At 36.5% G+C, this 22,691-nt stretch carries 18 protein-coding genes; 6 read left to right on the top strand and 12 right to left on the bottom strand.

What is annotated here, in order from left to right; genetic code table 11:
* The first annotated feature begins 42 nt into the window (after positions 1-42).
* Together ANA_RS19510 and ANA_RS19505 are read left to right on the top strand one after the other, a co-directional pair.
* Positions 43-432: a DUF4346 domain-containing protein gene (locus ANA_RS19510; protein WP_015083143.1), complete on the top strand. Its 390-nt coding sequence runs from the start codon at positions 43-45 to the stop codon at positions 430-432.
* A 294-nt stretch (positions 433-726) separates the two neighbouring features.
* Positions 727-4,662 (top strand): GAF domain-containing protein, encoded by a 3,936-nt coding sequence (locus ANA_RS19505; protein WP_015083142.1) that lies wholly within the window; start codon positions 727-729, stop codon positions 4,660-4,662.
* A 61-nt stretch (positions 4,663-4,723) separates the two neighbouring features.
* On the opposite strand, the gene psb32 is transcribed toward ANA_RS19505, so the two are convergent.
* Positions 4,724-5,467, bottom strand: coding sequence for a photosystem II repair protein Psb32 (gene psb32, locus ANA_RS19500; protein WP_015083141.1), 744 nt, complete (start codon positions 5,465-5,467; stop codon positions 4,724-4,726).
* 325 nt (positions 5,468-5,792) lie between these two features.
* Here psb32 and cysH point away from each other — a divergent pair, with 325 nt between their 5' ends.
* The 3 genes from cysH to sbcD all read left to right on the top strand — a co-directional run bounded on the left by cysH (position 5,793) and on the right by sbcD (position 8,478).
* A complete protein-coding gene (cysH, locus tag ANA_RS19495) occupies positions 5,793-6,497 on the top strand; it encodes a phosphoadenosine phosphosulfate reductase (protein ID WP_015083140.1) in 705 nt (234 codons plus the stop codon).
* Positions 6,498-6,580: 83 nt separating this feature from the next.
* The gene (locus tag ANA_RS19490; protein WP_015083139.1) at positions 6,581-7,156 is read left to right on the top strand and encodes a transposase; all 576 of its coding nucleotides are present in this window, start codon (positions 6,581-6,583) and stop codon (positions 7,154-7,156) included.
* Positions 7,157-7,221: 65 nt separating this feature from the next.
* Positions 7,222-8,478: an exonuclease subunit SbcD gene (sbcD, locus tag ANA_RS19485; RefSeq protein ID WP_015083138.1), complete on the top strand. Its 1,257-nt coding sequence runs from the start codon at positions 7,222-7,224 to the stop codon at positions 8,476-8,478.
* A 17-nt stretch (positions 8,479-8,495) separates the two neighbouring features.
* On the opposite strand, the gene ANA_RS19480 is transcribed toward sbcD, so the two are convergent.
* From ANA_RS19480 to ANA_RS19450, 7 genes are all read right to left on the bottom strand, one after another.
* The gene (locus tag ANA_RS19480) at positions 8,496-8,987 is read right to left on the bottom strand and encodes a hypothetical protein (protein WP_015083137.1); all 492 of its coding nucleotides are present in this window, start codon (positions 8,985-8,987) and stop codon (positions 8,496-8,498) included.
* Between the two features lie 620 nt (positions 8,988-9,607).
* A complete protein-coding gene (locus ANA_RS19475) occupies positions 9,608-9,913 on the bottom strand; it encodes a hypothetical protein (protein ID WP_015083136.1) in 306 nt (101 codons plus the stop codon).
* Between the two features lie 430 nt (positions 9,914-10,343).
* Positions 10,344-10,751: a hypothetical protein gene (locus ANA_RS19470; RefSeq protein WP_015083135.1), complete on the bottom strand. Its 408-nt coding sequence runs from the start codon at positions 10,749-10,751 to the stop codon at positions 10,344-10,346.
* 37 nt (positions 10,752-10,788) lie between these two features.
* The gene (locus tag ANA_RS19465) at positions 10,789-11,046 is read right to left on the bottom strand and encodes a MoaD/ThiS family protein (RefSeq protein ID WP_015083134.1); all 258 of its coding nucleotides are present in this window, start codon (positions 11,044-11,046) and stop codon (positions 10,789-10,791) included.
* A 23-nt stretch (positions 11,047-11,069) separates the two neighbouring features.
* The gene (locus tag ANA_RS23760) at positions 11,070-13,745 is read right to left on the bottom strand and encodes an ABC transporter substrate-binding protein (RefSeq protein WP_015083133.1); all 2,676 of its coding nucleotides are present in this window, start codon (positions 13,743-13,745) and stop codon (positions 11,070-11,072) included.
* Positions 13,746-13,787: 42 nt separating this feature from the next.
* Entirely contained in the window at positions 13,788-16,934 is a 3,147-nt protein-coding gene (locus ANA_RS23755; RefSeq protein WP_015083132.1) for an ABC transporter substrate-binding protein, read from the bottom strand.
* 86 nt (positions 16,935-17,020) lie between these two features.
* The gene (locus tag ANA_RS19450; RefSeq protein WP_015083131.1) at positions 17,021-18,283 is read right to left on the bottom strand and encodes an ATP-binding protein; all 1,263 of its coding nucleotides are present in this window, start codon (positions 18,281-18,283) and stop codon (positions 17,021-17,023) included.
* 84 nt (positions 18,284-18,367) lie between these two features.
* On the opposite strand from ANA_RS19450, the gene ANA_RS19445 reads away from it, so the two are divergent.
* Entirely contained in the window at positions 18,368-19,699 is a 1,332-nt protein-coding gene (locus tag ANA_RS19445) for an aromatic ring-hydroxylating dioxygenase subunit alpha (RefSeq protein ID WP_015083130.1), read from the top strand.
* 76 nt (positions 19,700-19,775) lie between these two features.
* Here ANA_RS19445 and ANA_RS19440 read toward each other — a convergent pair whose 3' ends face one another.
* The 4 genes from ANA_RS19440 to ANA_RS19425 form a co-directional block, all read right to left on the bottom strand.
* Positions 19,776-20,381 (bottom strand): J domain-containing protein, encoded by a 606-nt coding sequence (locus tag ANA_RS19440; protein WP_015083129.1) that lies wholly within the window; start codon positions 20,379-20,381, stop codon positions 19,776-19,778.
* Positions 20,382-20,484: 103 nt separating this feature from the next.
* Positions 20,485-21,078 carry an ATP-dependent Clp protease proteolytic subunit gene (locus ANA_RS19435; protein WP_015083128.1) on the bottom strand — a complete coding sequence of 198 codons (594 nt, stop codon included), beginning with the start codon at positions 21,076-21,078 and terminating at the stop codon, positions 20,485-20,487.
* 122 nt (positions 21,079-21,200) lie between these two features.
* Positions 21,201-21,863, bottom strand: coding sequence for an ATP-dependent Clp protease proteolytic subunit (locus ANA_RS19430; RefSeq protein ID WP_015083127.1), 663 nt, complete (start codon positions 21,861-21,863; stop codon positions 21,201-21,203).
* Between the two features lie 214 nt (positions 21,864-22,077).
* Positions 22,078-22,656: a Uma2 family endonuclease gene (locus ANA_RS19425; RefSeq protein ID WP_015083126.1), complete on the bottom strand. Its 579-nt coding sequence runs from the start codon at positions 22,654-22,656 to the stop codon at positions 22,078-22,080.
* Between the last annotated feature and the right edge of the window lie 35 nt (positions 22,657-22,691).

The following is a 22,691-nucleotide window of genomic DNA, read 5'->3' as shown; positions in this document are numbered from 1 at the left end:
ATGTAATCTAAAAATACTGTTTCTATAAATTTACTTTTGATAATGCATAAGGATTTACTACTTGAAGATTTGACAGCAATTGATCATAAACTTTCTCAGCGTTATATTGATCTTGACCCCAAGGGCTATTTTATTATCTACATAGATCAAAATGAAAGGTTAATTTATGCAAAGCACTTCACTAATGTCATTAATGAACGTGGTTTAGCAGTAGATCCCGAAACAGGTCAGGTGATTCCAGTTCGCGGTAAAGTGGAAAGGACTCACACTACCGTATTTAGTGGCCGTACAGCCAAGGAACTGTGTATTAAGATTTTTGAAGAAACTCCAGATTGTCTTGTAACCTTCTTAGACCATGCAGCTTATTTAGGTAGAGAATTTGTGCGGGCTGAAATGGCTTTAGTGTCAGGAAAAGAATACATTCAAGATTAGATACAAGAGTAAAGACGGGGAATTAGTTACTAATTCCCACTTACTTACAGCGGTTTCCGCTCTTATGAGGTACAAAGTTGAATCATGAAACTCTTGTAGTGCGGGCATACTTCGACCCTTCGACAGGCTCAGGGCATCGTAAGCTCAGTACAAGTCTTGCCCGCTAGATATGTACCTCATAACACCGGGAAGTGCTGTATACTTCAAAAAAGAAAAAAATAATACATTTCTGCACTTTTTTCAAAAAAATTATTAAAACTAGAAAATCTTTTTAATAAGTAATAAAATTACAACATGAAAGAATTATTACCTCATGATGAAACCGCCAGAATAGAGGCACTATTACAGTACAAGATTCTGGATACTGCACCGGAAGCTGCTTTTGATGATTTAACTCGTTTAGCAGCTTATATTTGTGGAACTCCCATAGCTTTAGTAAGTTTGATTGACACAAACCGGCAATGGTTTAAGTCTAAAGTCGGTTTAGAGGCATTAGAAACACCTCGTGATATTGCTTTTTGTACTCACGCCATTTGCCAAAAAGATGTTTTCATTGTTCCTGATGCCACTCTTGACGACAGATTTGCTACCAATCCCTTAGTCACATCCGAGCCTAATATTCGATTTTATGCAGGTGTACCTCTAATTGATGCTGAGGGTTATGGTTTAGGAACGTTGTGCGTGATTGATAATGTGCCAAGGGAACTCACGGCTGAACAACTAGAGGCTTTGAAAATACTGGGTTGCCAAGTCATGAAACAGCTAGAACTACGACGCAATTTAGATAGCTTACTATTGGTAACTACTAAACATCAAAAACAAAAGAAAGCTAACAAACAACTTTTTGTGAAAATTGGCGGCTGGTTTGGCTTAACATCATCAATTTTAGTGATAATTGGGATATTTTCCTATCAAAATATTCAAGAAATTGTCAATATAAATAATCAGCAAAAACAGACATTAGCACAATATGAAAAAATCAATGAATTTAATCAAAAAGATCAAGAAATTCCTCAACAACAATCAATAAAATTAACTAATACTACACATAGTATGCTCCTTGGATTGGGGATTGCTATCGGTTTGTGTGTCATAATTATGGCGATGATTTACTACCTTATTTATCGGGAAATCATTGCCCGCAAATGGGTAGAGGAATCTCTAAAAACAGAACGTAATTTCATTTCTAGTGTTCTAGATACAGCCAGCGTTTTAGTGATGGTTCTCGATGATAAAGGGCAAATTGTCCGCTTCAATCGAGCTTGCGAACAAAATACTGGTTACACCTGTGGAGAAGTTTTAGGGCGATGTTTTTGGCAGCTATTTTTAACCGAGAAAGATCAGCCATCAATTCAAGCTATTTTTGAGCAAATAAAATTAGATAAAAGACCAAGAGAATCCGAAACTTCTTGGATAACAAGAGATGGAAGACAACGATTAATTGATTGGTCAAATACTATTCTGCTGGATAGTCAAAACCAAATAGAATACATTGTTAGTACAGGGATAGATATTACTGAGCGCAAACAAAATGAACAATATCTCAGTTTCCAATATGCGGTAACTAATGCCTTAGCAGGAGCTATAAATATTCACAATACCACCCATCGCACCTTAAAAGGAATTTGTCAAACATTGGCATGGGATTGGGGCGAAATTTGGGTTCTGGATAAATCAGAAAATATTCTGCGTTGTTTAGATATTTGGTATGAATCAGGTTCAGAATTTAAACAGCTTGAAGAAATTACTAGAAAAATTACTTTTGCTCCAGGAATTGGTCTCCCTGGCCGAATTTTATCTAAATTTCAACCTATTTGGCTAACTGATATTTGTAATGATCAGAATTTTCTGCGAGCAGATATTGCTAGTCAAGTAGGATTGAAAACAGCTTTTGGTTTTCCTATTCATGGTGGTAATACAAACATTGGGGTCATGGTTTTCTTTAGTAAAAATATGCAGCTAGAAAATGCAGATCTACTGAAGGGGATGATGTCTATTGGCAAGCAAATAGGTCAATTTATTAAGCGAAAACAAATAGAAGAAGCACTAAAGCAGCAAAATTTGCGATCACAATTATTAGCCGATATCACCCTAAAAATCCGCGACTCTTTACAAATTGACGACATCCTCCAAACTAGCGTTACCGAAGTTAAAAGGCTGCTAAAAGCTGATCGTGTCCTCATCTTAGAGTTAGAAGAAAATGGCAATTTAACTGCACGTAAAGAAGCATTGATTCCCGGTATCCCTGTTGTCATAGGAGAGCAGATTTTTGACCCTTGTTTTGTAGAAAAACACGCTCATAAATATGCTCAACAATGGATTACCAGTATTGATGATATAGAAAAAGCGAATATCCAACTTTGTCACCGACAATTACTGGAAAGATTTCACATCAAAGCCAACCTTGTGATTCCTATTTTTCTCGAAGATGAATTTTGGGGACTGTTGATTGCTCATCAATGTACTCAACCCCGTCATTGGAATACTTGGGAAAGAGAATTCTTGCGATCGCTTGCTGATCAAATCGGTATTGCCTTAGTCCAAGCTAAACTATTAGAATCAGAAATTATTCACCGTCAAGAACTAGAAATAGCCCGACAGGAAGCCGAATCAGCATTACAAGCCAAAAGTAGTTTTTTGGCCAATATGAGTCATGAAATCCGTACCCCAATGAACGGCGTTTTGGGCATGACCAGCTTACTATTAGAAACTCCCCTTAATCCAGAGCAACAAGATTTTTTGGAAACAGTGCGGACTAGTGGTGATGCTCTCTTATCCTTGATTAACGAAATTTTGGATTTATCCAAACTTGAAGCCGGGAAAATGATGCTAGAAACCCTAGATTTTAACCTATCTACCTGCATTCAAGAAGTTATAGAACTGTTAGCACCCCAAGCTCATGATAAAGGACTAGAAATAGCAGCATTAATTCCTGCCGATGTCCCAATTTATATCCAAGGAGATGCTAGTCGTCTGCGACAAGTTATCATGAATTTGATGGGTAATGGGATCAAGTTCACCAGCCAAGGAAAAGTAATTGTTCAACTAGAATTAATTTCAGAAACCGATGATACAGCTACCATTCAATTTGCCATCATAGACACAGGTATTGGCATTACCACTGAAGATAAAAATAACCTTTTCCAACCCTTTACCCAAGTTGATGCTTCTATTACCCGTAAATATGGCGGTACGGGTTTAGGACTAGCCATTTGCCAACAATTGGTAACTTTAATGGGTGGAAAAATTGGCCTCAACAGTGAGATTGGTAAAGGTTCTAAATTTTGGTTTAATTTATCTTTTACTAAACAGCCAGAGTCTGTTTCTCAAAATCAAGATTATCAAATTCTTAGTCAGCGACGGTTGTTAGTAGTAAATAACAATACTATCAGTCGAGAAATTCTCCACCACCAAGCTATCAGTTGGGGAATGCACATAGATGAAGTTGATTCTGCTATTGCCGGACTTGCAGCTTTAGAAACAGCCGCAACACAGCAGATGCCCTATGATATTGCCATAATTGATATGCAAATGCCTGAGATAGATGGGTTGACTCTAGGAATACAAATTAGGAAAAATCCAGCTATTGCTAATGTCCCTTTAATTATGCTGACTTGTACTAATCAAAGAGATGAAGTAAAAAAGGCATTAGATATAGGATTTATCAGTTATTTAGTCAAGCCGATTAAGCCTACTCGACTGCTTGATACTATTATGAATATAGTAGGTTCTCAATCAAAAATAAATAATTCTCAGATTGCTATCAATGAAGAGTTGCCAGCAATAAGTAACAAGAATACATCCAAATTAAAGTTGCTGTTAGCAGAAGATAATCTAGTTAATCAAAAAGTCTTTCTCAAGCAACTTCAAAATCTAGGATATCAAGCAGATGCCGTAGCCAATGGTCAAGAAGTATTAGAATTATTAGATAAAATTGCCTATGACTTGATTTTCATGGATTGTCAAATGCCAATTCTCGATGGTTTGGCAGCCACAAAAGAAATTCGTCGTCGTCCACTAAGTTCCTTTCCTAAACATCAACAACCTGTAGTAATTGCTATTACTGCTAATGCCATGAAAGAAGACCAAAAAATTTGTTTAGATGCTGGTATGGACGATTATTTAAGTAAACCAGTAGCTAAAGATAAATTAGCCGCAATGTTAGAACTTTGGAGTCAGAAAATTCTGAAAATACAGAAAATAATTATTCCTGAAGAAACAGTGTTTTAAATAAAAAATAGGAGTCAGGAATTGGAAAGAAAAAAATAACCAATTCCCTATTCCCTATTCCCTATTCCTCAGATTCCTGAGAGGGTGGTTTTTGAAACACTAAGTAAATGTAGTATGTAGCCATTGGAATGACAGTGGCCGCAATTAACAGCCCGACAACCCAAGCAGTAGCATTACCTTGATCTGTTTCTTCAGCTTTGGTAAAAGTTCCTTCTACTTGGACTGTTTCCTTGATCTCTGGTGGACCGGGATCTGGTTTACCGGATAAAACAGCCACCAAGCGATCGCTCACATCCAAAAATCCTTGGTTGTATTTATTACCACTACGTAATGCTGTACCCAATGTTTCTTCAGCCACGCTTTGGACGATAGAATCAGTTAACAGAGACTTAACCTGATCTCCACTAATTAAAGCAGTTCCATTAGTAACAGTATCAACAAGTAATAACACTTGATTAGCCTGTTCTGCTGCTGTTGGAAACCATTTACTAAATAGTCCCTTGGCAAAACTTTCCGGTGTTTCCCCATAGTCGAGGCGGTGAATAGTGACAATTCTGGCTTCGTTACCAGTTTCCCGAGCTAAATCCTGGAAAGTCTTACTAATCTGACCTTCATTCAATCGGCTAATCACATCACCTTGATCTAAAATCCAAGTATCTGCCGTTAAACTGGGTATTTGGTATACACCAGTAGCAGCAGCAGGTAAAATAAACAGTGAACTCGCCATCATCATTACCAATACAGGAAAAATGAGACGGACAAGGTATTTTGAGTTACTAAATAATTGCTTGAGTAACTGTTGCATGGGATGAATCCTTAAACAGACTTGCAATCAAAATACTACATAATTAGGTCAGTTGTTAGTTGTTGGTTGTCAGTTGTCAGTTGTTAGTTGTTGGTTGGAAATATCTCCCCTGCAACCTACGCTCTGCCCTATTTCCTCAATCATCGGGGGGATACAGCACTTCCCGGTGTTATGAGGTACATATCTAGCGGGCAAGATGCCCGCACTACAAGAGTTTCATGATTCAACTTTGTACCTCATAAGAGCGGAAACCGCTGTATGTGACTTTATTAAGGTAAAATTAAATTTAATAAAAATAAAAAAATCTTTGTTTTAGAGAAAGATCATGACAACTTCTACCGCCTTTGACTTAGCATCACTAAATCAGCAATTTGAAACCGCAAGTCCTACAGAGATCTTAGCCTGGTCTGTGAAGAATATCCCCACAGGACTGGTACAAACTAGCGCCTTCAACGTAGATGATATTATCTTGACACATATTTTCTATAGCGTACTTCAGCATCCCGTTCCTGTAATTTTCCTGGATACCCTTTATCATTTCCCTCAAACCTTAGAATTGGTTGGTAAAGTCAAAGAAATCTATAACCTAGATTTACAAACGTATAAAACACCAGACGTGGATAGCCGTGAAGCCTTTGCTGCTAAATTCGGTGCAGCCCTCTGGGATACAGATATTGCTAAATTCCACGACATTACCAAAATCGAACCACTTTTACGGGGATTAGATGAACTCAATACTGTAGCTTGGATTACAGGTCGCCGTCGTGATCAGGCCGTTACTCGTGCTACCATGCCCGTATTAGAATTAGATGGTAAAGGCAGATTAAAAATCAACCCTCTAGCTAATTGGACTCGTAAACAAAGCTGGGCTTATGTAGCTGAACATAAAGTAATTTACAATCCTCTCCATGACGAAGGTTATCCTAGCATTGGCGACGAACCCATTACTACTAAAGTAGGTGAAGGTGAAGACGAACGCGCTGGACGTTGGAGAGGAAGCGAAAAAACTGAGTGTGGAATTCACATTTAATCTCTTAGATCCCTGACTTCTTAAAGAAGTCAGGGATCTGAAATTTCTGAACTCTCTGAAATAATGCGAATAAACATCCAATTATGGGACAAAGAAGGATTCCACTCCAAACTGGCAACTTTTATCATGTTTATAATCGCGGAAACAATCGCCAAATAATTTTCTTTGAACGTGAAAACTATATTTATTTTCTTCGACTGATCAGAGAACATCTAATTAAAAATTCAGTAGATATTATTGCATACTGTTTAATGCCTAATCATTATCATCTTCTAGTCTATCTGAGAGATGAAACCCTTTCTGATGCTATGAAATCTCTCTCACTTTCTTACACAAAAGCAATTAATAAACGTTTTAACCGTTCTGGAGTATTATTTCAGGGAAGGTTTCAAAGTATTCATATTTCACAAACTGACTATCTTGTTAACCTCTCTCAGTATATTCATCTCAATCCTGTGAAAGCATCACTGGTGAAGCAACCCGAAGAATGGGAGTTTTCCAGTTATTTAGAATATGCTGGATTAAGAAAAGGAACAATACCCAAGATAGAGTATATCAAAATGCAGATTGAGGAAGAATCAGTTTATCAGCAATTTTTAGCGGATCATAACTTACCTCATAGCAGTGACTTCAAAAAACTGCTACTAGATTTAGAATAGATCGAAGAATAGATCCCCGACTTCTTTGAGAAATCGGGGATCTAAACCCTTACAACCAATAAACTATGAAAATTCTCCATCTTTCAGATATTCATATTGGTAGCGGTTTTTGCCACGGGCGCGTTAATCCAGCCACAGGTTTAAACACACGACTGGAGGATTTTGTGAAAACATTATCTTTGTGTATTGACCGAGCGATCGCCAATCATGTAGATTTAGTTTTATTTGGTGGTGATGCTTTCCCCAATGCCACACCTGCACCCTATGTTCAAGAAGCCTTTGCTAATCAATTTCGCCGACTAGTAGATGCAGATATCCCCACAGTATTATTAGTGGGAAATCATGACCAACATTCCCAGGGTTTGGGAGGTGCGAGTTTAAATATTTATCGGACTTTGGGAGTACCAGGGTTTGTGGTTGGTGATACTTTAACAACTCATCGCATTTCTACCCGCAGCGGAGATGTGCAAATCATTACTCTTCCTTGGTTAACTCGTTCAACTTTGATGACTCGTCAAGAAACTCAAGGTTCTTCTTTAGCTGAAGTAAATCAACTCCTGACAGACCGTTTAGAGGTAGTTATCGAAGGAGAAATTCGCCGTCTTGACCCAGATTTACCCACTGTACTTTTAGCTCATTTAATGGCTGATAATGCCACTTTAGGTGCAGAACGTTTATTAGCAGTCGGGAAAGGTTTTACTTTACCTTTATCTTTATTAACTAGGCCATGTTTTGATTATGTGGCTTTAGGTCATGTCCACAAACACCAAAATTTAAATAAATCCAATGACCCACCGGTAATTTATCCAGGAAGTATTGAACGGGTAGATTTTAGTGAAGAGAAGGAAGACAAAGGTTATGTGATGATAGATTTGGAAAAAGGGAAAGCAGATTGGGAATTTTGTCCTTTACCTGTGCGAACTTTTCGGACTATTGAGATAGATTTATCTAAGCAGGATGATCCACAAAAGGCATTATTAAAAGGAATTGCTAAATATGATATTCAAGATAATGTGGTGCGACTTATTTACAAATTGAAATCAGAACAATTGGATTTAATTGATAACTCTTCTCTTCACCAAGCTTTAAGTGTCGCGCACACTTACACTATACAAGCTGAATTAGTGAGTCAGTTAGCAAAACCCCGCATTCCTGAATTAAGCGCGAGTAGCAGTATTGACCCAATGTCAGCTTTAAAAACTTACTTAAATAATCGGGAAGATTTGCAAGAAATAATGCCATCTATGTTGGAAGCAGCACACAATTTATTAGCAGATGATGAGGGGATTTTGCTAGTACCCCAAGGAGGAATTAAAAATTAATAGGAGTCAGAACTTTTCTACCTAACTAGTCTATTTTGCCAACGGGTAATAGCTCGCAAATATGCGATAATGGGAAGCTGATAAACTTCAATAAAAATCCACACAATAATTCCTAAGTGTGATAAAAAAGTTAGCACAGTCCAAATAAATGGAATCCATGAAAGCGGAACATGAGAATGAGGAGGAAAATAATAGGCTGTAATTCCTATTAAGGTAGTCGGTAAAATAATAAAAGCAATTGCGGACAAACCATAACCCCAACCTAATTCCACATTTCCTAATCGTGCTTGGGTCCACCTTAATCCATTCCAATTCCAAACTAAAGGTGGTTCTCTAGAAGGCATTTTAACTTGTTGTAATTCTAAGTTAACTGTAAATATTTCATTGCAAAAATCACAACACATAGTTTCCATCATCAACATTTGCGAAATTTTACCCACGTGACATACTGGACATGGATAATCTTCGTGAAAGTTTAAAGATGTTGATAAAATTGGATATTTTGCCATAATTAGGGCTTGCTTAATAAACCTAAAACCTTGATAAATAAATCAATGAATTGAGAAGGATAAAATGTGAATAATGTGCAAGGAATAAACTTTGAAACTATTCATTTAGCTATCATTTTCCCAGATTTGAGACTATTCTTATTTCCTTCTAATTCTTCTTCCTGACTCCTGACTCCTTCTAATAAAACAACCTAGTTTATTCATAAAACCAGGTTGAATTTGATATGATGAAAATATTGGAAATTTGACACTCTCAGGTCTAAAGACACTGAGATTCTTTAATCAATGAGCCAACTTACAATTGCTGGATTACTCCAACAAAAACAGAGGTCGATTCTCCTAAAGCGTTAATTCCGGTATGCCCTACCGTACTCGATTTTTGTATTTCATTTTTCACCAAATTTAGCTTTCCTAAACTGCAATACTGTTAGGTATGACTACGCACTCAACCAAATTAGTTAAGTTTTTACGTTGTTTAGTTATACTTAAATTATGGAACTTCTGAAAGTATATCACACCTACTGTTACTAGTCAAGAGCTTGAGCGAATAAATTCGCCCGTGTCGCTTATATCTCAGCACTAAAGTGACTGAGCTTTACGCTTACCGAGTAATCTTGTAATTAGTCTAGAAAACCCATCAAAAGTTCGGAATCGTCAAAGGTATTTGGTGCTATTGGCCGATTTCCGAAGACAGAATAGTTGTCAGCAACTACCAAGGTGCTAGAAGCTATGGGACGAATACCAGACAAGTTAATACTATCAACTACTTGGAATGTGTTTGCACCTATGGGACGAATCCCCATAGAGTTGAAGGTATCAACTACTTGTAATGTCCCGGTGGTAATGGGACGCATTCCAGCAACTATGATTGTTCCTTGAGAACTTTCTTCAGTATTACCAACATTATCCTGATTATTTTCTGTCATTTTTATTTGTCCTTTGTATTAGATGACACTTGTTCAAACTGAATCTTTGTTTGTTAAGTGAATTTTACAATAATTAAGGAAAGAAGTATTTTTTTCCTATATATTTAGAGTCTAACCTTAAACCAGCATATATCACAGGTTGAATCTGAGATTGATATATTTTTGGGCGTTGCATAATGGCGGTATGAATTTTGTTTCGCGCAAAGTCGCAAAGGAGCAAAGACGCAAAGTTTTAGATTTTGAGTTTTTAGTTTCATACCTCAATATGGCTATCGCCACGCAGGCTATCAGCAACGCCGATTTTTAATGGGGTTAGAATCTTGATTATATCAGCTAATGTACATTTATTTTGGTGCAGATAGGTTATGTCAAGATATAAAATTATTTTATATTTTCGATAAGATCATTACCATAATCAAAAATAATCCAATTAAAGAATTAAGTAACTCTGCCATTTTGATTGAGGATCTTGACGGTTTTTTTCTGGTATTAATAACCGCCAACTTTTCCCTTCTTTTTGAATTTGTAGGTAGACTTCAAAGGGTTTTTCAAGTTGTTTAAAACTGCGTTTTGGTAGTTTTACGGTAAAGTCGTAATTTCCCTGTACCCGATAAGCTGGTAAGTTTTCAATGGTGAGGGGTTGTTGTTGAGTGATAGATATGCGCTGAATATTAAATTTTTGGAAGTTTAGATCTAGCTGTTGGTTAAGTTGCTGTTGGGTTTGTTCTAGTTGGAGAGCGATCGCTTTTTGCACTAATTCCGGTGTTGGTGATAAGGCAATAGTAGTACAAGCTGTGAGGAAAACTATGAAAATTGTTGTAAAAATTAACTTAATCATCTTTAATTTCTTTTTAGTGTATTTGAATATATCCTCGTTAACCACCATTCACTGGGGGAATTAAAACCACTTCGTCACCATTTTGGAGAATGGTATCCGGTTCAACAAATTGTAAATTCACGCCAAAGCGGGTTATTTCCCGCCATTTGCTTAATTTTGGGTGTTCAGCAATCAAGCGATCGCACACAGCTTGAACTGGTGTACCATCAGGAAAATCTAACACTAGTTCGGACACATCAAAAGCTTCTTGATAAACAGCAAATAACTTAACGGTGACAGCGATAGATTGGGACATATAATTTTTGTATACAACCTAATTTAATTATTGGGAATCATTGTAAACTGACCTTGTTTAATTTGTAAAAGAATAGATTGACCGTCCCGCTCCCTTTCTGGTGTAAACTTAAGAGGATAACCCGATGTTTCATTAGCAGAAAGACTGACATTTTCCAGCCCTCTTAATACTGTACTACGAGATGGATTATTAGATAAAGCTTTAATCAAAGCCTGAGTTGCATCAAAGCTAATTGCAGTTCGCCAACTAATACCTCCTCCCCACTGCTTCTCTGCTTTTTTGGCAAAAGATTGAGCTTGTGATGTTTCTCCAAACCAGGGTACTGCAATAATTAAACCCTCTACATTTTTCCCACCGTTGGTTAAGATATCACCCTTATAAAGACTACCTCCACCTAACATTTTTAATTCTGGTCTTGGTGGATTTTGAGTTCTAAGTGTTTCGTTTCTTTTGGTAATCTCTTTAGCAATCTTGAGGGCAATATCAGTGCTTTGTGTATCTGGAAACAATAACGCTGCTTCTGCCTTCTCACCATAGACTGTTATGGCAACTTCTTTCTCTGCATCAAATGTAGTAGCAGTTAAATCAATTAAAGGTTTGCGAACTACCTCACCTCCTAATTTTTCAAATTGATTGATGAATACCTCTCTGATACTGTTACTATATGGACTATTTGGATTTCCAAAAACTACCGCTTTTTTCAATTTCAGACTTTTATAGGTGTATTCAGCAAGTTTTTTACCTGCACTTTCATCAGAATAAACTGCTCTAAAGAAAACTGGATTGTTTAGAAATATGCTGGCACTAGTAGGGGAAACAAGTGCTAATTTTGCTCTTGCATATTCTGGTAATGCAACCAGGGTAGCATCACTAGAATTATGTCCAATTACTCCCAATATTGAAGGATCTTTGATAAGTTCTTGTGCTACTTCTTTGGCTTTTTCTTTATTGCTATCATTAGCAATTACAATCTCTAGTAATCTGCCGTTTAAGCCTTTATTACTATTAAATTGGTTTTGTGCTTGAGCTACCCCACGTAATACTTCTACAGGAGTATTTGTATTTTTGTCTAATGATACAACTACTGCTAATGTTAGAGTAGAACCTTTTTGACGAGCCAGGGCATTATTATAATAAATTAGCACTTCTGGATCATAGGGATTAGCTGTTACAGCTTGTTGAAATAATGTAGTTGCTTGTTGATAATTACTTTCTTGGAAGGCTTGAATGCCTTTGTCACGCGGGATATTATTAATCTCAGGGAAGAAAGTGCGATCGCCTCGACTAATTCTACCATTAATTATACTATTGTCTGCTACACAAAAAACACCTAATTCCTTTCTTTTCCCAGGTTCACAATCTTTAGATCCGCGAGCAATACTAGCTACTATAATACTAGAAATAATAAAAACAGCAGATGCTATTGCAGTTAAAATAATCAAATTGGATTTTGCACGAATATCTGGAATGTTAACTTCACTTGATTGATGTAAATTAGTATCACTCTCAAGTGTAAAATCGCTCTCAACAGTGTTTGAATGTGGAATTATATTACTATTACTAGGACTTTTTTTTTGCTCAATTTTATCTAACTCATGAATTTCTTCGCTGAGTGGGTGACGTTGTATGATCCAGAGCCGGACAAATTCTATTTTAACCCTTTCCTCTATTTCATCTAAAAATCCATTACTTCTCAGAAGTTGATTCGTTTCTATAATTAATTTATCTTCTGTGTCAGGTCTAAATCTTTTTATTAAGAGAACATAATTATCTGAATCTTCTTGCGCTTCTGCTATTGCTGCAAACACAACTTTTTCTAAAATCGAAAAGCCGTCCCAAAACCATGTTAAACCAGCCTCAGCTAACTCAATTGCTTTATTAATAATGAGTTTTACATCTTCACTACTAACTGTCCATTTATCCTCCTCTCTCGCTCTCCCAAAAATAGTAAAACATATCGCTTGAGTAAAATAAGGGTGTCCTGCGGATAGATCAAAAATTGCTTTTATCGCATCTTCTTCATATTCAAGAATATTTTCTGCTGGCTTAATAATTAAATTTGTTGTACTATTTTCATCCAACAGCCCAATTTCTCGAACAGGTACATCCTTAAATATCTTACTTATTCTGTGCTTATTTACTGATCTTTGTTCTATTAATAAAATTAAAAATAATTTTTTATTAATATTGATAAGGGAAGATAAATATTTATAAACTTGTTCTAATAATTCTGGATTATTACTATTCATTAAGGCATCAAATTCATCAAGTACCAATACCAAATTCTTATTTTCTAATAATTGATATACTTGCGGTAAGAATTGATGAGAAAAAATTCCCGTATCTAATTCTAACTCCGTAATTTCCGGTAGTTTAATATTTTCATCATCCAACGAAAGATCATGGAGAATCTCTTGAGCTAAATCCGCCAAAATTTCACTTAGGGATTTTTGGCTATAATGTTCTAAATTAAATGTCACAAAAACAAACTCATGTAAATCATTCAATCCATGAGGAATGTTTCTAATGACAGATGACTTACCAATGCGGCGCTGACCATATAACAAGATAATGTTGCTATTATGTTGAATATGATCTTGAATAGTCAAAAATAGGCTTTCTCGCCCAAAAAACAACTGTTGGTCAATAGGACGACCAATAACATAAGGGTTTCTTTGAGACTTAAAAGAAGTAATCATATCCTCATAGTACCTCCAAACGTTTTAATTGCATCTGTGAGATCACGGTTTTGCTGGTGGATCAATTTGAACGAATTGATTGCCTTTAACTTGCAAAAGAATAGATTCCCCTTCACGCTCTCTTTCCGGTGTAAACTTGAGAGGATAGCCGGAAGTTTCACTTGCGAGCAGACTGACTTTTTCCAGCCCTCTTAATACTGTACTACGAGATGGATTATTAGATAAAGTTTTAATTAAAGCCTGAGTTGCATCAAAGCTAGTTGCAGTTCGCCAACTAATACCTCCCCCCCACTGCCTATCTGCTGTTTTGGCAAAAGATTTAGCTTGTGATGTTCCTCTAAACCAGGGTACTGCAATTATTAAACCCTTTACATTCTCCCCATCGTTGGCTAGGGTATCATCCTTATAAAGAGTATCTCCAGCTAACATTTTAAATTCTGGTTTTGGTGGATTTTGAGTTGTGGGTTTTTCGTTTCTTTTGGTAATCTCTTTAGCAATATTGAGAGCAATATTAGTGCTTCGTGTATCTGGAAATAATAATGCTGCTTCCGCCTTTACATTATTAGTATAGACACTTCTATCAACTTCTCTCTCTGGATCAAATGTAGAAGCAGTTAAATCAATTAAAGGTTTAGGAACTACCTCACCTCCTAGTTTTCCAAATTGATTTGCAAATACCTCTCTGATACTATTACTATATGGACTATTCGGATTTGCAAAAATTACTGCTTTTTTCAATTTCAGATTTTTATAAGTGTATTCAGCAAGTTTTTTACCCGCACTTTCATCAGAATAAACGGCTCTAAATAAAACTGGATTGTTCAATAAAATGCTAGTGCTAGTAGGGGAAATAACCGCCAATTTTGCTTTTTCATATTCTGGTAATGCAATCTTAGTAGCATCACTAGAAATATGTCCAATGACTCCCAGTATTGAAGAATCTTTGATGAGTTCTTGAGCTACTTCTTTAGCTTTTTCTGTGTTGCTATCATTAGCAATTACAATCTCTAGTAATCTGCCGTTTAAGCCCTTTTTTTGATTGAATTGGTCTTGTGCTTGGGCTACCCCACGTAATATTTCTGGAGTATTATTTTTATCATCTTGGTTTTTGTCTAATGGTACAACTACTGCTAAGGTAAATGGAGAACCTTGTTGGCGAGCTAGGGAATTATTATAATAAATTAGCACTTCTGGGTCATAGCGATTAGCGTTTACAGCTTCTTTAAATAATTTAATTGCTTCTTGATAATTACCTTTTTTAAAGGCTTGAATACCTTGGTCACGATAGATATTATTAATCTCAGGGAAGAAAGTGCGATTACCTCGACTAATTCTACTATTATCTACTACACAAAAAACACCTAATTCCTTTCTTTCACCTGGTGGACAAGTTCTCAAACCTTGGGAAATACCCACACCAATAACTACAACTCCAGCTAATCCTAAAGATGCTATTAATATTGAACTACGGTTGAGCCATTGGAGCATGATTGTAGAAGGTTTTTTATTTAAAGGTTCAGCTGCAACGTTAAGATTAGTGTTAGACTCACGGTCTTCAATTTCTTTTAATCTTTGTTTAAATAATATTCTGTTTGGATCAATTTCTAACCCTGATTGACATTGTTCTGTTGCTTTAATCCATTCTCTTGCAAGTATCAATTTATGGACATAATTTTCTATTGTCTGTAAAAAACCATCTTTGCTACTTTCTCTATCAATTTTGTCAGCTAGTCTGTAAATTTCCAAGGCTTGCTCAAAATTTTCTGCCTTTGAGTATTTTTCAGCTACAGTTAATAAAGGCTGTAAAACAGACTCTTGTTTATTTATATTTCCGATAAAAGAATAGAATTGATAGGCTCGTTCGTAAAGTTCACAGGCTTTATTAAGTTCTTCAATCTTTAAATATTCTTCAGCCAAAGATGTTACAGTTTTAAAGTTATTAGGATTAAGCTTTAAAGCCAGTTCATAAGTTTGCACTGCCCGTGTATCATCATGTTCTCGCAAATCATCTGCTACTGACAAGAGCCTATTAATATTTTCTTGTTGAACTGTCTCTAAATGGCTAATTTCCTCTTTTAGCTGATGACTTTTCACCAACCAACGACGGACAAATTCTAGCTTAACCCTGTTATTATCTAAAAAACCATATTCATGTAATTGTTCGTCTGCTTTTTTCAAATATTCTGTTGCTATTCCATGGCTTCTTAATAGCATTAGCTGGGGAGGTTCATTTTCTTGAATAGCTATATTTCGAGCCTCTGCTGCTGCTGCAAAAATAACTTGCTGCTCAGTAGTTAATCCGCCCCAGAACCATATTAAACCATATTCAGCTAATTCAATTGCTTTATCTACGATACTTTCAACATGATGACCATTTATACTCTGGGGAAGCACATTTTTTTGATTATAGCGATCGCGTGCTAGATTATAAATGGCAGAACATATACACTGGGTAACATAAGGATGTCCTGCGGATAATTGGAAAATTGCTTCTATTGCTTCTTCTTCATAGTTTAAAACATTCTTATCAGGTTGAATAATTAACTTTTGAGTATCCTCTTTCTTTAACAAACCAATTTCTATATTTAGTGCTTCTCGTAATGAAGAAACTAATTTTGGTAACTTTGATATATGTCTTCCTACTACTGGGATAATAAATAATTTCTGATCTCTTTTCTGTAGCTGTAGAATATAATCACAAAAATTATTACTATCTGTATCTGATTCAGTATCTCTTTCAGTCAAAACATCAAATTCATCCCATAGTAAAACCAATTTCTTATTACCTAATTGTTGATAAACTGTCGGTAGAAATTCACGAGAAAAAATCTCAATATTGGTAAGAATATTCTCTGCTAAATGGGTTAAAATTTCCTCGTTTGTTTCTAATGTTTCTAGTTTCTCTATAATTCCAATTGCAATTGAATGTATAATTTCTTGATGAGACGAGTTTACTGTACCTTGAAAATCGAAACTGATAAAAACAAATTCATCTGTACCTAATTTTCCAGGAATTTGTGCAATTACAGATGATTTGCCAATCCGTCTTTGACCATGTAATAAAATTAGTTTTACATTGTCGGTTTTAAGATAATAATTAATGTCATTAAAAAAATTTTCGCGTCCAAAAAATCTATTTGTATCTGTAATTCGACCACCTATTATGTAAGGATTTGGAGGGAAAGGCATATTTTATCTGCTCCTTGTTAATTTCAGATCAATCATGGTCTATAAACTTAGTAGAGAAGTCGAAAAGAACTTCTCTATTCAAATATCTATGCAGGAAATACTGGTACTACCTTTGTAATCCAATCTAGGAAAGATTTTACTTTATTTGGATTGTTACCTAACCAAGTAACTACTTCTTTAACTTGGTTTACTTGTCCATGACTAATCAGATTCATAAATTCTTTTTCTCTATCTCTGATTGATTGTTCTGGAGTCTGCAAAATCTCCTGAATTACCCATTTTTTCATAAGTGATGAAGTGAAAGAGTAAAACTTTTCTGGTTCTAGAGAATTGGAAGTAATTACACCCTGTTCTTCCAACTTTCTTAAAGATCGTTCATGTTGTGTAAAAATGCGGCCAATGCCTTTTAATTTAAAGTTTAGCTCCCCTATATGACCTTCCATATCTAACAAGGCTATCAGCATTAACAACACCTGTTCTTTAGGATTGCATCTATGCCAAATTGTTTTGAAAATCTGTTGAGTATCTCTTTCAAAATTTTCAGCAAATGATGTAATATCGGGATTAATCCCAGGCTGTAGCTCTCGATACAAGAAAAACCCAGCAGTTTGGACTAACATTGGATGTCCACCAGTAATATTCATGATTTCACCCCGTAATGTGGGTGGTCTAATAATATTTAATAGTTGAACTAAATCCTTGGTAGGAAACAATTTCAGCGATTGAAACAGATAGTGATTATACCAAGGAGAAGCATTGGGGTTAAGCTTGGGACCTAATTCACTGAGGCGTTGGAGTGAAGCCACAATCATTGAGAGGTATTGACCTTCTTCCGCATGAACCGCCAAATTACGACACTGAGCTAAAAATGTTTCCATTTCAGCTTCTTGATATTGATCATTGCTCACTAAAGCTGCATCAAAATCATCTACCAACAATACTAAAAACTTATCTTTTCTACCCAATCTCCGTAATGCTTGGCGCAGACTATCATTTGTAGTCGGTTTTTCGAGTAATGGCTTTATTTCAGCTTGTAGTTGTGGTTCACTGTCTAATTTATCATGCAGCAAACTTAAAGCTTCCCGCCAAAAACCAGCAGGAGTAAAGGGAATGATATTTTGACAATTGACTATGACAGCGATACCTTGAGATGGATCTAATCCATATTCTTGCCATGTTTGCTCAGAAGCTAATTTCTGCAAGAATGAAGACTTACCCATTCCTGGCCCACCCCAAATGGCGAAATGGCTGCGGTTATGGATTTGGTCAAAAGCATAGTTAATTTCTGATGTCCGCCCCACAAAACTTTCTGGGAGAACTGGTTTACCTGGAAAAAAGGGATTGGCCATGGTGAATTTGAATAGTTCGAGAAATTAAAATTATTGTCACAGTATACTATCAGTAGTGTACTTGTTTTATCTCTTAGAAGCAATATGCAATCTGAATTTAATTTCTTTCAACACTGGTATCCTCTCATCCCTATAGAAGATTTAGAACCACACAAACCCAAACCGATGACATTATTAGGAAAAAGATTAGTAATTTGGAAACCTACAAAATCAGAAACATATCGGGTATTTTTAGATCAATGTCCCCACCGTCTCGCACCATTAAGCGAAGGTAGAATCGAAGATAAAACAGGTAACTTAATGTGTAGTTATCACGGTTGGGAATTTAATGAAAATGGCATTTGTCAGCGCGTTCCCCAAGCAGAAAACCCAGAAATTGTCACCAAAAATCAAGATAATTTTTGTGTTATTTCCTTTCCAGTGCGTCAACAACAGGAACTACTTTGGGTGTGGCCAGATGAAAAAACAGCCGCAATAGCTGAAAATACACCTTTACCATTATCACCCCAAATAGACGCAGAAAAAGGATTTGTGTGGTCGAATTATATTCGAGATTTAGAATATGATTGGCAAACATTAGTAGAAAATGTAGCAGATCCTAGTCATGTCCCTTTTGCTCATCATGGAGTCCAAGGTAATAGAGACAAAGCTCAACCTATACCTATTAACATAGTTAAATCAACCATGGATTTAATTGAAGTAGATATTGCGAGAGGTTTACCCACAACAATTACATTTGAACCACCTTGTAGATTAGAATATGCAATTAGTCTTGGTAATACAGGAAAGAAACTAGGTTTAGTTGTTTATTGTATTCCCGTATCTCCTGGTAAATCGAGAATTGTTGCTCAATTTCCCCGCAACTTTGCTAAAACCCTACATCGGATTATCCCCCGTTGGTGGAATCATATTAATGAGAGACATCTAGTATTAGATGGAGATATGATTTTTCTGCAACAACAAGAATACTATTTACAACAAAAACAATTAACCCAAAGTTGGAAAACAGCTTATAAATTACCCACAAATGCTGATAGATTAGTAATTGAATTTCGCAATTGGTTTGATAAATATTGTCAAAGTAAATTACCTTGGCAAGAAATAGGAATTAATGGTAGTGAACCTACAACTATTAATGAAAATCGGGCTGAAGTTCTCGATAGATATAAACAACATACCCAGCATTGTAGTAGTTGTCGAACCGCAGTTAAAAATTTAGAACGGTTGCAAATAGGACTTTTAGCATATTTTGTAATTGTTATATCTGGAGTGGCTTTATTACCTGATGATTTGCGGTTACAGCTAGGTTTACCATTAATAATTACCGCACTTTTAGGAGTAGGAATTTCTGCGTGGTTGAAATTTTCATTCATTCCTAAATTCTACTTTGTAGATTACATCCACGCAGAGAAATAAACAATTCAAAAATAAAAAATGAATCAATAATAAACTCTTACCAATTATCAATTACCCATTACCCATTACCAATTAACTAAAGTTTCAATCCCAAACGTTGAAAATCCTGCTGAACTTCATTCCATAAAGCTTTATTGTATGGGTCAGTTTTTAAGGCTTTTTTCAGATAAATTCTGGCTTTTGGGAGTTGTTTTTCCGTAATTAAAGCTCGTCCCCAGATTTGATAAGCGATCGCTAACCATTGACGCACCTCCGCATCTGCTGGTAAACGCGCCATTAAAGCCTCTGCTAGAGCGATCGCCTGGGGAAAACGTCTTTCCTGTAAAAATCGCTGTAACTGCTCATAAGTCTTCCACTTTAACCGTTGTTCTATATCCTCTAAATTGGGTGGATGAGATATAACCGTTGTTTTTGATGCTGCTGGTTGAGTTTGCACTTCTCTAGCACTAGAAACATCAGTTTTCACCTCATTAGTCCGAGGCTTAATTTCCTCCGGTGGTAAAACCGTTTGGAGAAACTTATAAGCCTCAGTCACCGCAATAAACTTATCTTTCGCTTTGAGATCATCTGGGTTGATATCAGGATGATATTGCTGTACCAATCGGCGATAGGACGCTTTAACATCAGCAAAAGAAACTCCCGACCTTAAACCCAATATCCGGTAATAATCTTCAAGATCCATGTTGCTTCGCTTGACTTAAATTCAAAATTCAAAACTAAAAATTCAAAATGAGTAATTCATACTTTTGAATTTTACATCTTGAATTTTGAATTATTTTCCACTATTAAATACGTTCTTCAATCACACGATCAATTAAACCGTATTCCTTAGCCTCTTGAGCAGACATAAAAAAGTCACGATCCATGTCTTTTTCAATCTTGCTTAAAGGTTGAGTAGTATTATCAGCATAAATTTGATTTAACTGACTCCGAATTCGCAGAATTTCTCTAGCTTCGATTTCGATATCAGAAGCTTGTCCGCGAGTTCCCCCAGAAGGTTGGTGAATCATAATCCGGGAGTGAGGTAAGGCCATGCGTTTACCCTTTGTCCCCGCAGCCAACAGGAAAGATCCCATAGAAGCAGCCAAACCGACACAGATTGTCACCACATCAGACTTAATGTGTTGCATGGTGTCATAAATTGCCAAACCAGATGTCACCATCCCACCGGGGGAATTGATATATAAATAAATATCCTTCCCTGGATCATCGGAATCCAGATACAGCATGACAGCAATAATTTGGTTAGCAATTTCGTCATCCACATCTCTTCCCAAGAAAATAATTCTTTCCCGGTAAAGACGGTCATAAATGCTAATCCAATCTGTATATTGTCCACCGGGCATCCGGTAAGGAACTTTAGGCACGCCTATAGGCATTTGCGGTACTCCGTTTGTAATTAGTTAATTGTCAGTGGTCAGTGGTCAGTGGTCAGTGGTCAGTGGTCAGATGAAGCTATATCTTCTTACCAATTACCAATCACCAATCACCAATTACCTATTTAAAGCACACTTGCAGGGAGTGGGGGATTAGCGAGTTCATCCTTCCTAAAAACTCTGTCAATCAAACCATATTCCTTAGCTTGGTCAGGAGTCATGTAGAAAAGACGATCCATGTCCTTGCTAATTTTCGTCATGTCTTGTTCAGTCGTCCGGGCTAGAATTTCCAGCATTGAAGCTTTATTTGCCAAAACTTCCTTAGCGCGAATTTGAATATCCGTCGCCTGTCCTTGGGCGTAGCTTTTCGGCTGATGCAGGATAATGGAAGAATTGGGCAAACTAGCACGACAGCCTTTTGTCCCAGCACTAAGAATCATCGCAGCCATACCCATAGCCGAACCAATACAAATGGTGTGGATAGGAGGCTTGATATATTTCATAGTGTCATAGATAGCGAAGGCTTCGGTTTCAAAACCGATAGGTTCGCCACTGTAACCAGAAGTACCTGTAGAGTTGATGTAGATTTTAATTGGTTTTTCGGGATCATCGGACTGCAAATACAGCAATTGAGCGACGATTAATTCCGTAACAGACGGAACAAGTGGCATACCCAGATACACAATCCGCTCCTTCAATAGTAGGGACGGTAAATCTGGCGGCGGTGTCCGGTAGGAGCTATCGCCGGAATAGGGGGCTTGCACAGCCTTGAGGTGAGAAATATCCATAGCAACTAATCGCCTGAAACTATGCCGTTAATGTATTACATCCTAACGCGATGCTCACCCAATTTAGGGTGTGGATTTCTCCCTGATAGTGAAAAAAGCTAAATTTTAAAATATTTGGGTCTTGAGTCCCAATTATGCCAAGTACAGCAGGGCGTAGGGGCGTAGGGTCTGCGCCCTCAATTGTATGGCATCTAACCAATAACCGCTATATGTTTCATGAAAAAATCGGTTGCAAATCTAAAATAAAACCGGGTAATACATTTTCTCCAGATAAATTTGCAGGAGATTGTAAAACTTCTATTTCTTGATTTGGGCGATAAATTTCTACTTGTTTATCTTTAGGATTAATTAACCAACCTAACCGCAAACCATTGGCAATATATTCTCGCATTTTGGCTTGAGTATCTGCTAAATCATCGCTTTCAGAAACCAACTCAATCACAAAATCAGGACATAAAGGCAGAAACCTTTTTCTTTGTTCTGGTGTGAGTGCATTCCATCTTTCCATCTTTATCCAAGACACATCAGGGGAACGGGTAGCACCATTAGGTAATTTAAAACCTGTGGAAGAATCAAAAGCTTTTCCTAAACCATTTTGGCGATTCCAAAACCAAACTTGTCCTCCTAATTCTAGGTTTCTATCTCCCGTTTCTCCTCCTGTTGGTGACATAATACTTAATTCTCCTTGTGATGATAATTCTAAACGTAAATCTTTATTAGCAGCGACCATTTCCACAAATTTATCATCTGTGAATTTGAGTGATTGTGGTATTTGTAAAATTACAGCAGTCATGATTCATACCTCTTAATTAATCTCCATTTATTCCC

It is taken from the genome of Anabaena sp. 90 (genome assembly GCF_000312705.1).
In the GTDB taxonomy this organism is placed as follows: Bacteria; Cyanobacteriota; Cyanobacteriia; order Cyanobacteriales; family Nostocaceae; genus Dolichospermum; species Dolichospermum lemmermannii.
This window is presented reverse-complemented; position numbering and strand designations above follow the sequence as displayed.

Coding starts and splice junctions, on each gene's coding strand:
- ANA_RS19510 (WP_015083143.1), top strand. CDS start 43: ATGCATAAGGATTTACTACTTGAAGATTTGACAGCAATTGATCATAAA.
- ANA_RS19505 (WP_015083142.1), top strand. CDS start 727: ATGAAAGAATTATTACCTCATGATGAAACCGCCAGAATAGAGGCACTA.
- psb32 (WP_015083141.1), bottom strand. CDS start 5,467: ATGCAACAGTTACTCAAGCAATTATTTAGTAACTCAAAATACCTTGTC.
- cysH (WP_015083140.1), top strand. CDS start 5,793: ATGACAACTTCTACCGCCTTTGACTTAGCATCACTAAATCAGCAATTT.
- ANA_RS19490 (WP_015083139.1), top strand. CDS start 6,581: ATGGGACAAAGAAGGATTCCACTCCAAACTGGCAACTTTTATCATGTT.
- sbcD (WP_015083138.1), top strand. CDS start 7,222: ATGAAAATTCTCCATCTTTCAGATATTCATATTGGTAGCGGTTTTTGC.
- ANA_RS19480 (WP_015083137.1), bottom strand. CDS start 8,987: ATGGCAAAATATCCAATTTTATCAACATCTTTAAACTTTCACGAAGAT.
- ANA_RS19475 (WP_015083136.1), bottom strand. CDS start 9,913: ATGACAGAAAATAATCAGGATAATGTTGGTAATACTGAAGAAAGTTCT.
- ANA_RS19470 (WP_015083135.1), bottom strand. CDS start 10,751: ATGATTAAGTTAATTTTTACAACAATTTTCATAGTTTTCCTCACAGCT.
- ANA_RS19465 (WP_015083134.1), bottom strand. CDS start 11,046: ATGTCCCAATCTATCGCTGTCACCGTTAAGTTATTTGCTGTTTATCAA.
- ANA_RS23760 (WP_015083133.1), bottom strand. CDS start 13,745: ATGATTACTTCTTTTAAGTCTCAAAGAAACCCTTATGTTATTGGTCGT.
- ANA_RS23755 (WP_015083132.1), bottom strand. CDS start 16,934: ATGCCTTTCCCTCCAAATCCTTACATAATAGGTGGTCGAATTACAGAT.
- ANA_RS19450 (WP_015083131.1), bottom strand. CDS start 18,283: ATGGCCAATCCCTTTTTTCCAGGTAAACCAGTTCTCCCAGAAAGTTTT.
- ANA_RS19445 (WP_015083130.1), top strand. CDS start 18,368: ATGCAATCTGAATTTAATTTCTTTCAACACTGGTATCCTCTCATCCCT.
- ANA_RS19440 (WP_015083129.1), bottom strand. CDS start 20,381: ATGGATCTTGAAGATTATTACCGGATATTGGGTTTAAGGTCGGGAGTT.
- ANA_RS19435 (WP_015083128.1), bottom strand. CDS start 21,078: ATGCCTATAGGCGTGCCTAAAGTTCCTTACCGGATGCCCGGTGGACAA.
- ANA_RS19430 (WP_015083127.1), bottom strand. CDS start 21,863: ATGGATATTTCTCACCTCAAGGCTGTGCAAGCCCCCTATTCCGGCGAT.
- ANA_RS19425 (WP_015083126.1), bottom strand. CDS start 22,656: ATGACTGCTGTAATTTTACAAATACCACAATCACTCAAATTCACAGAT.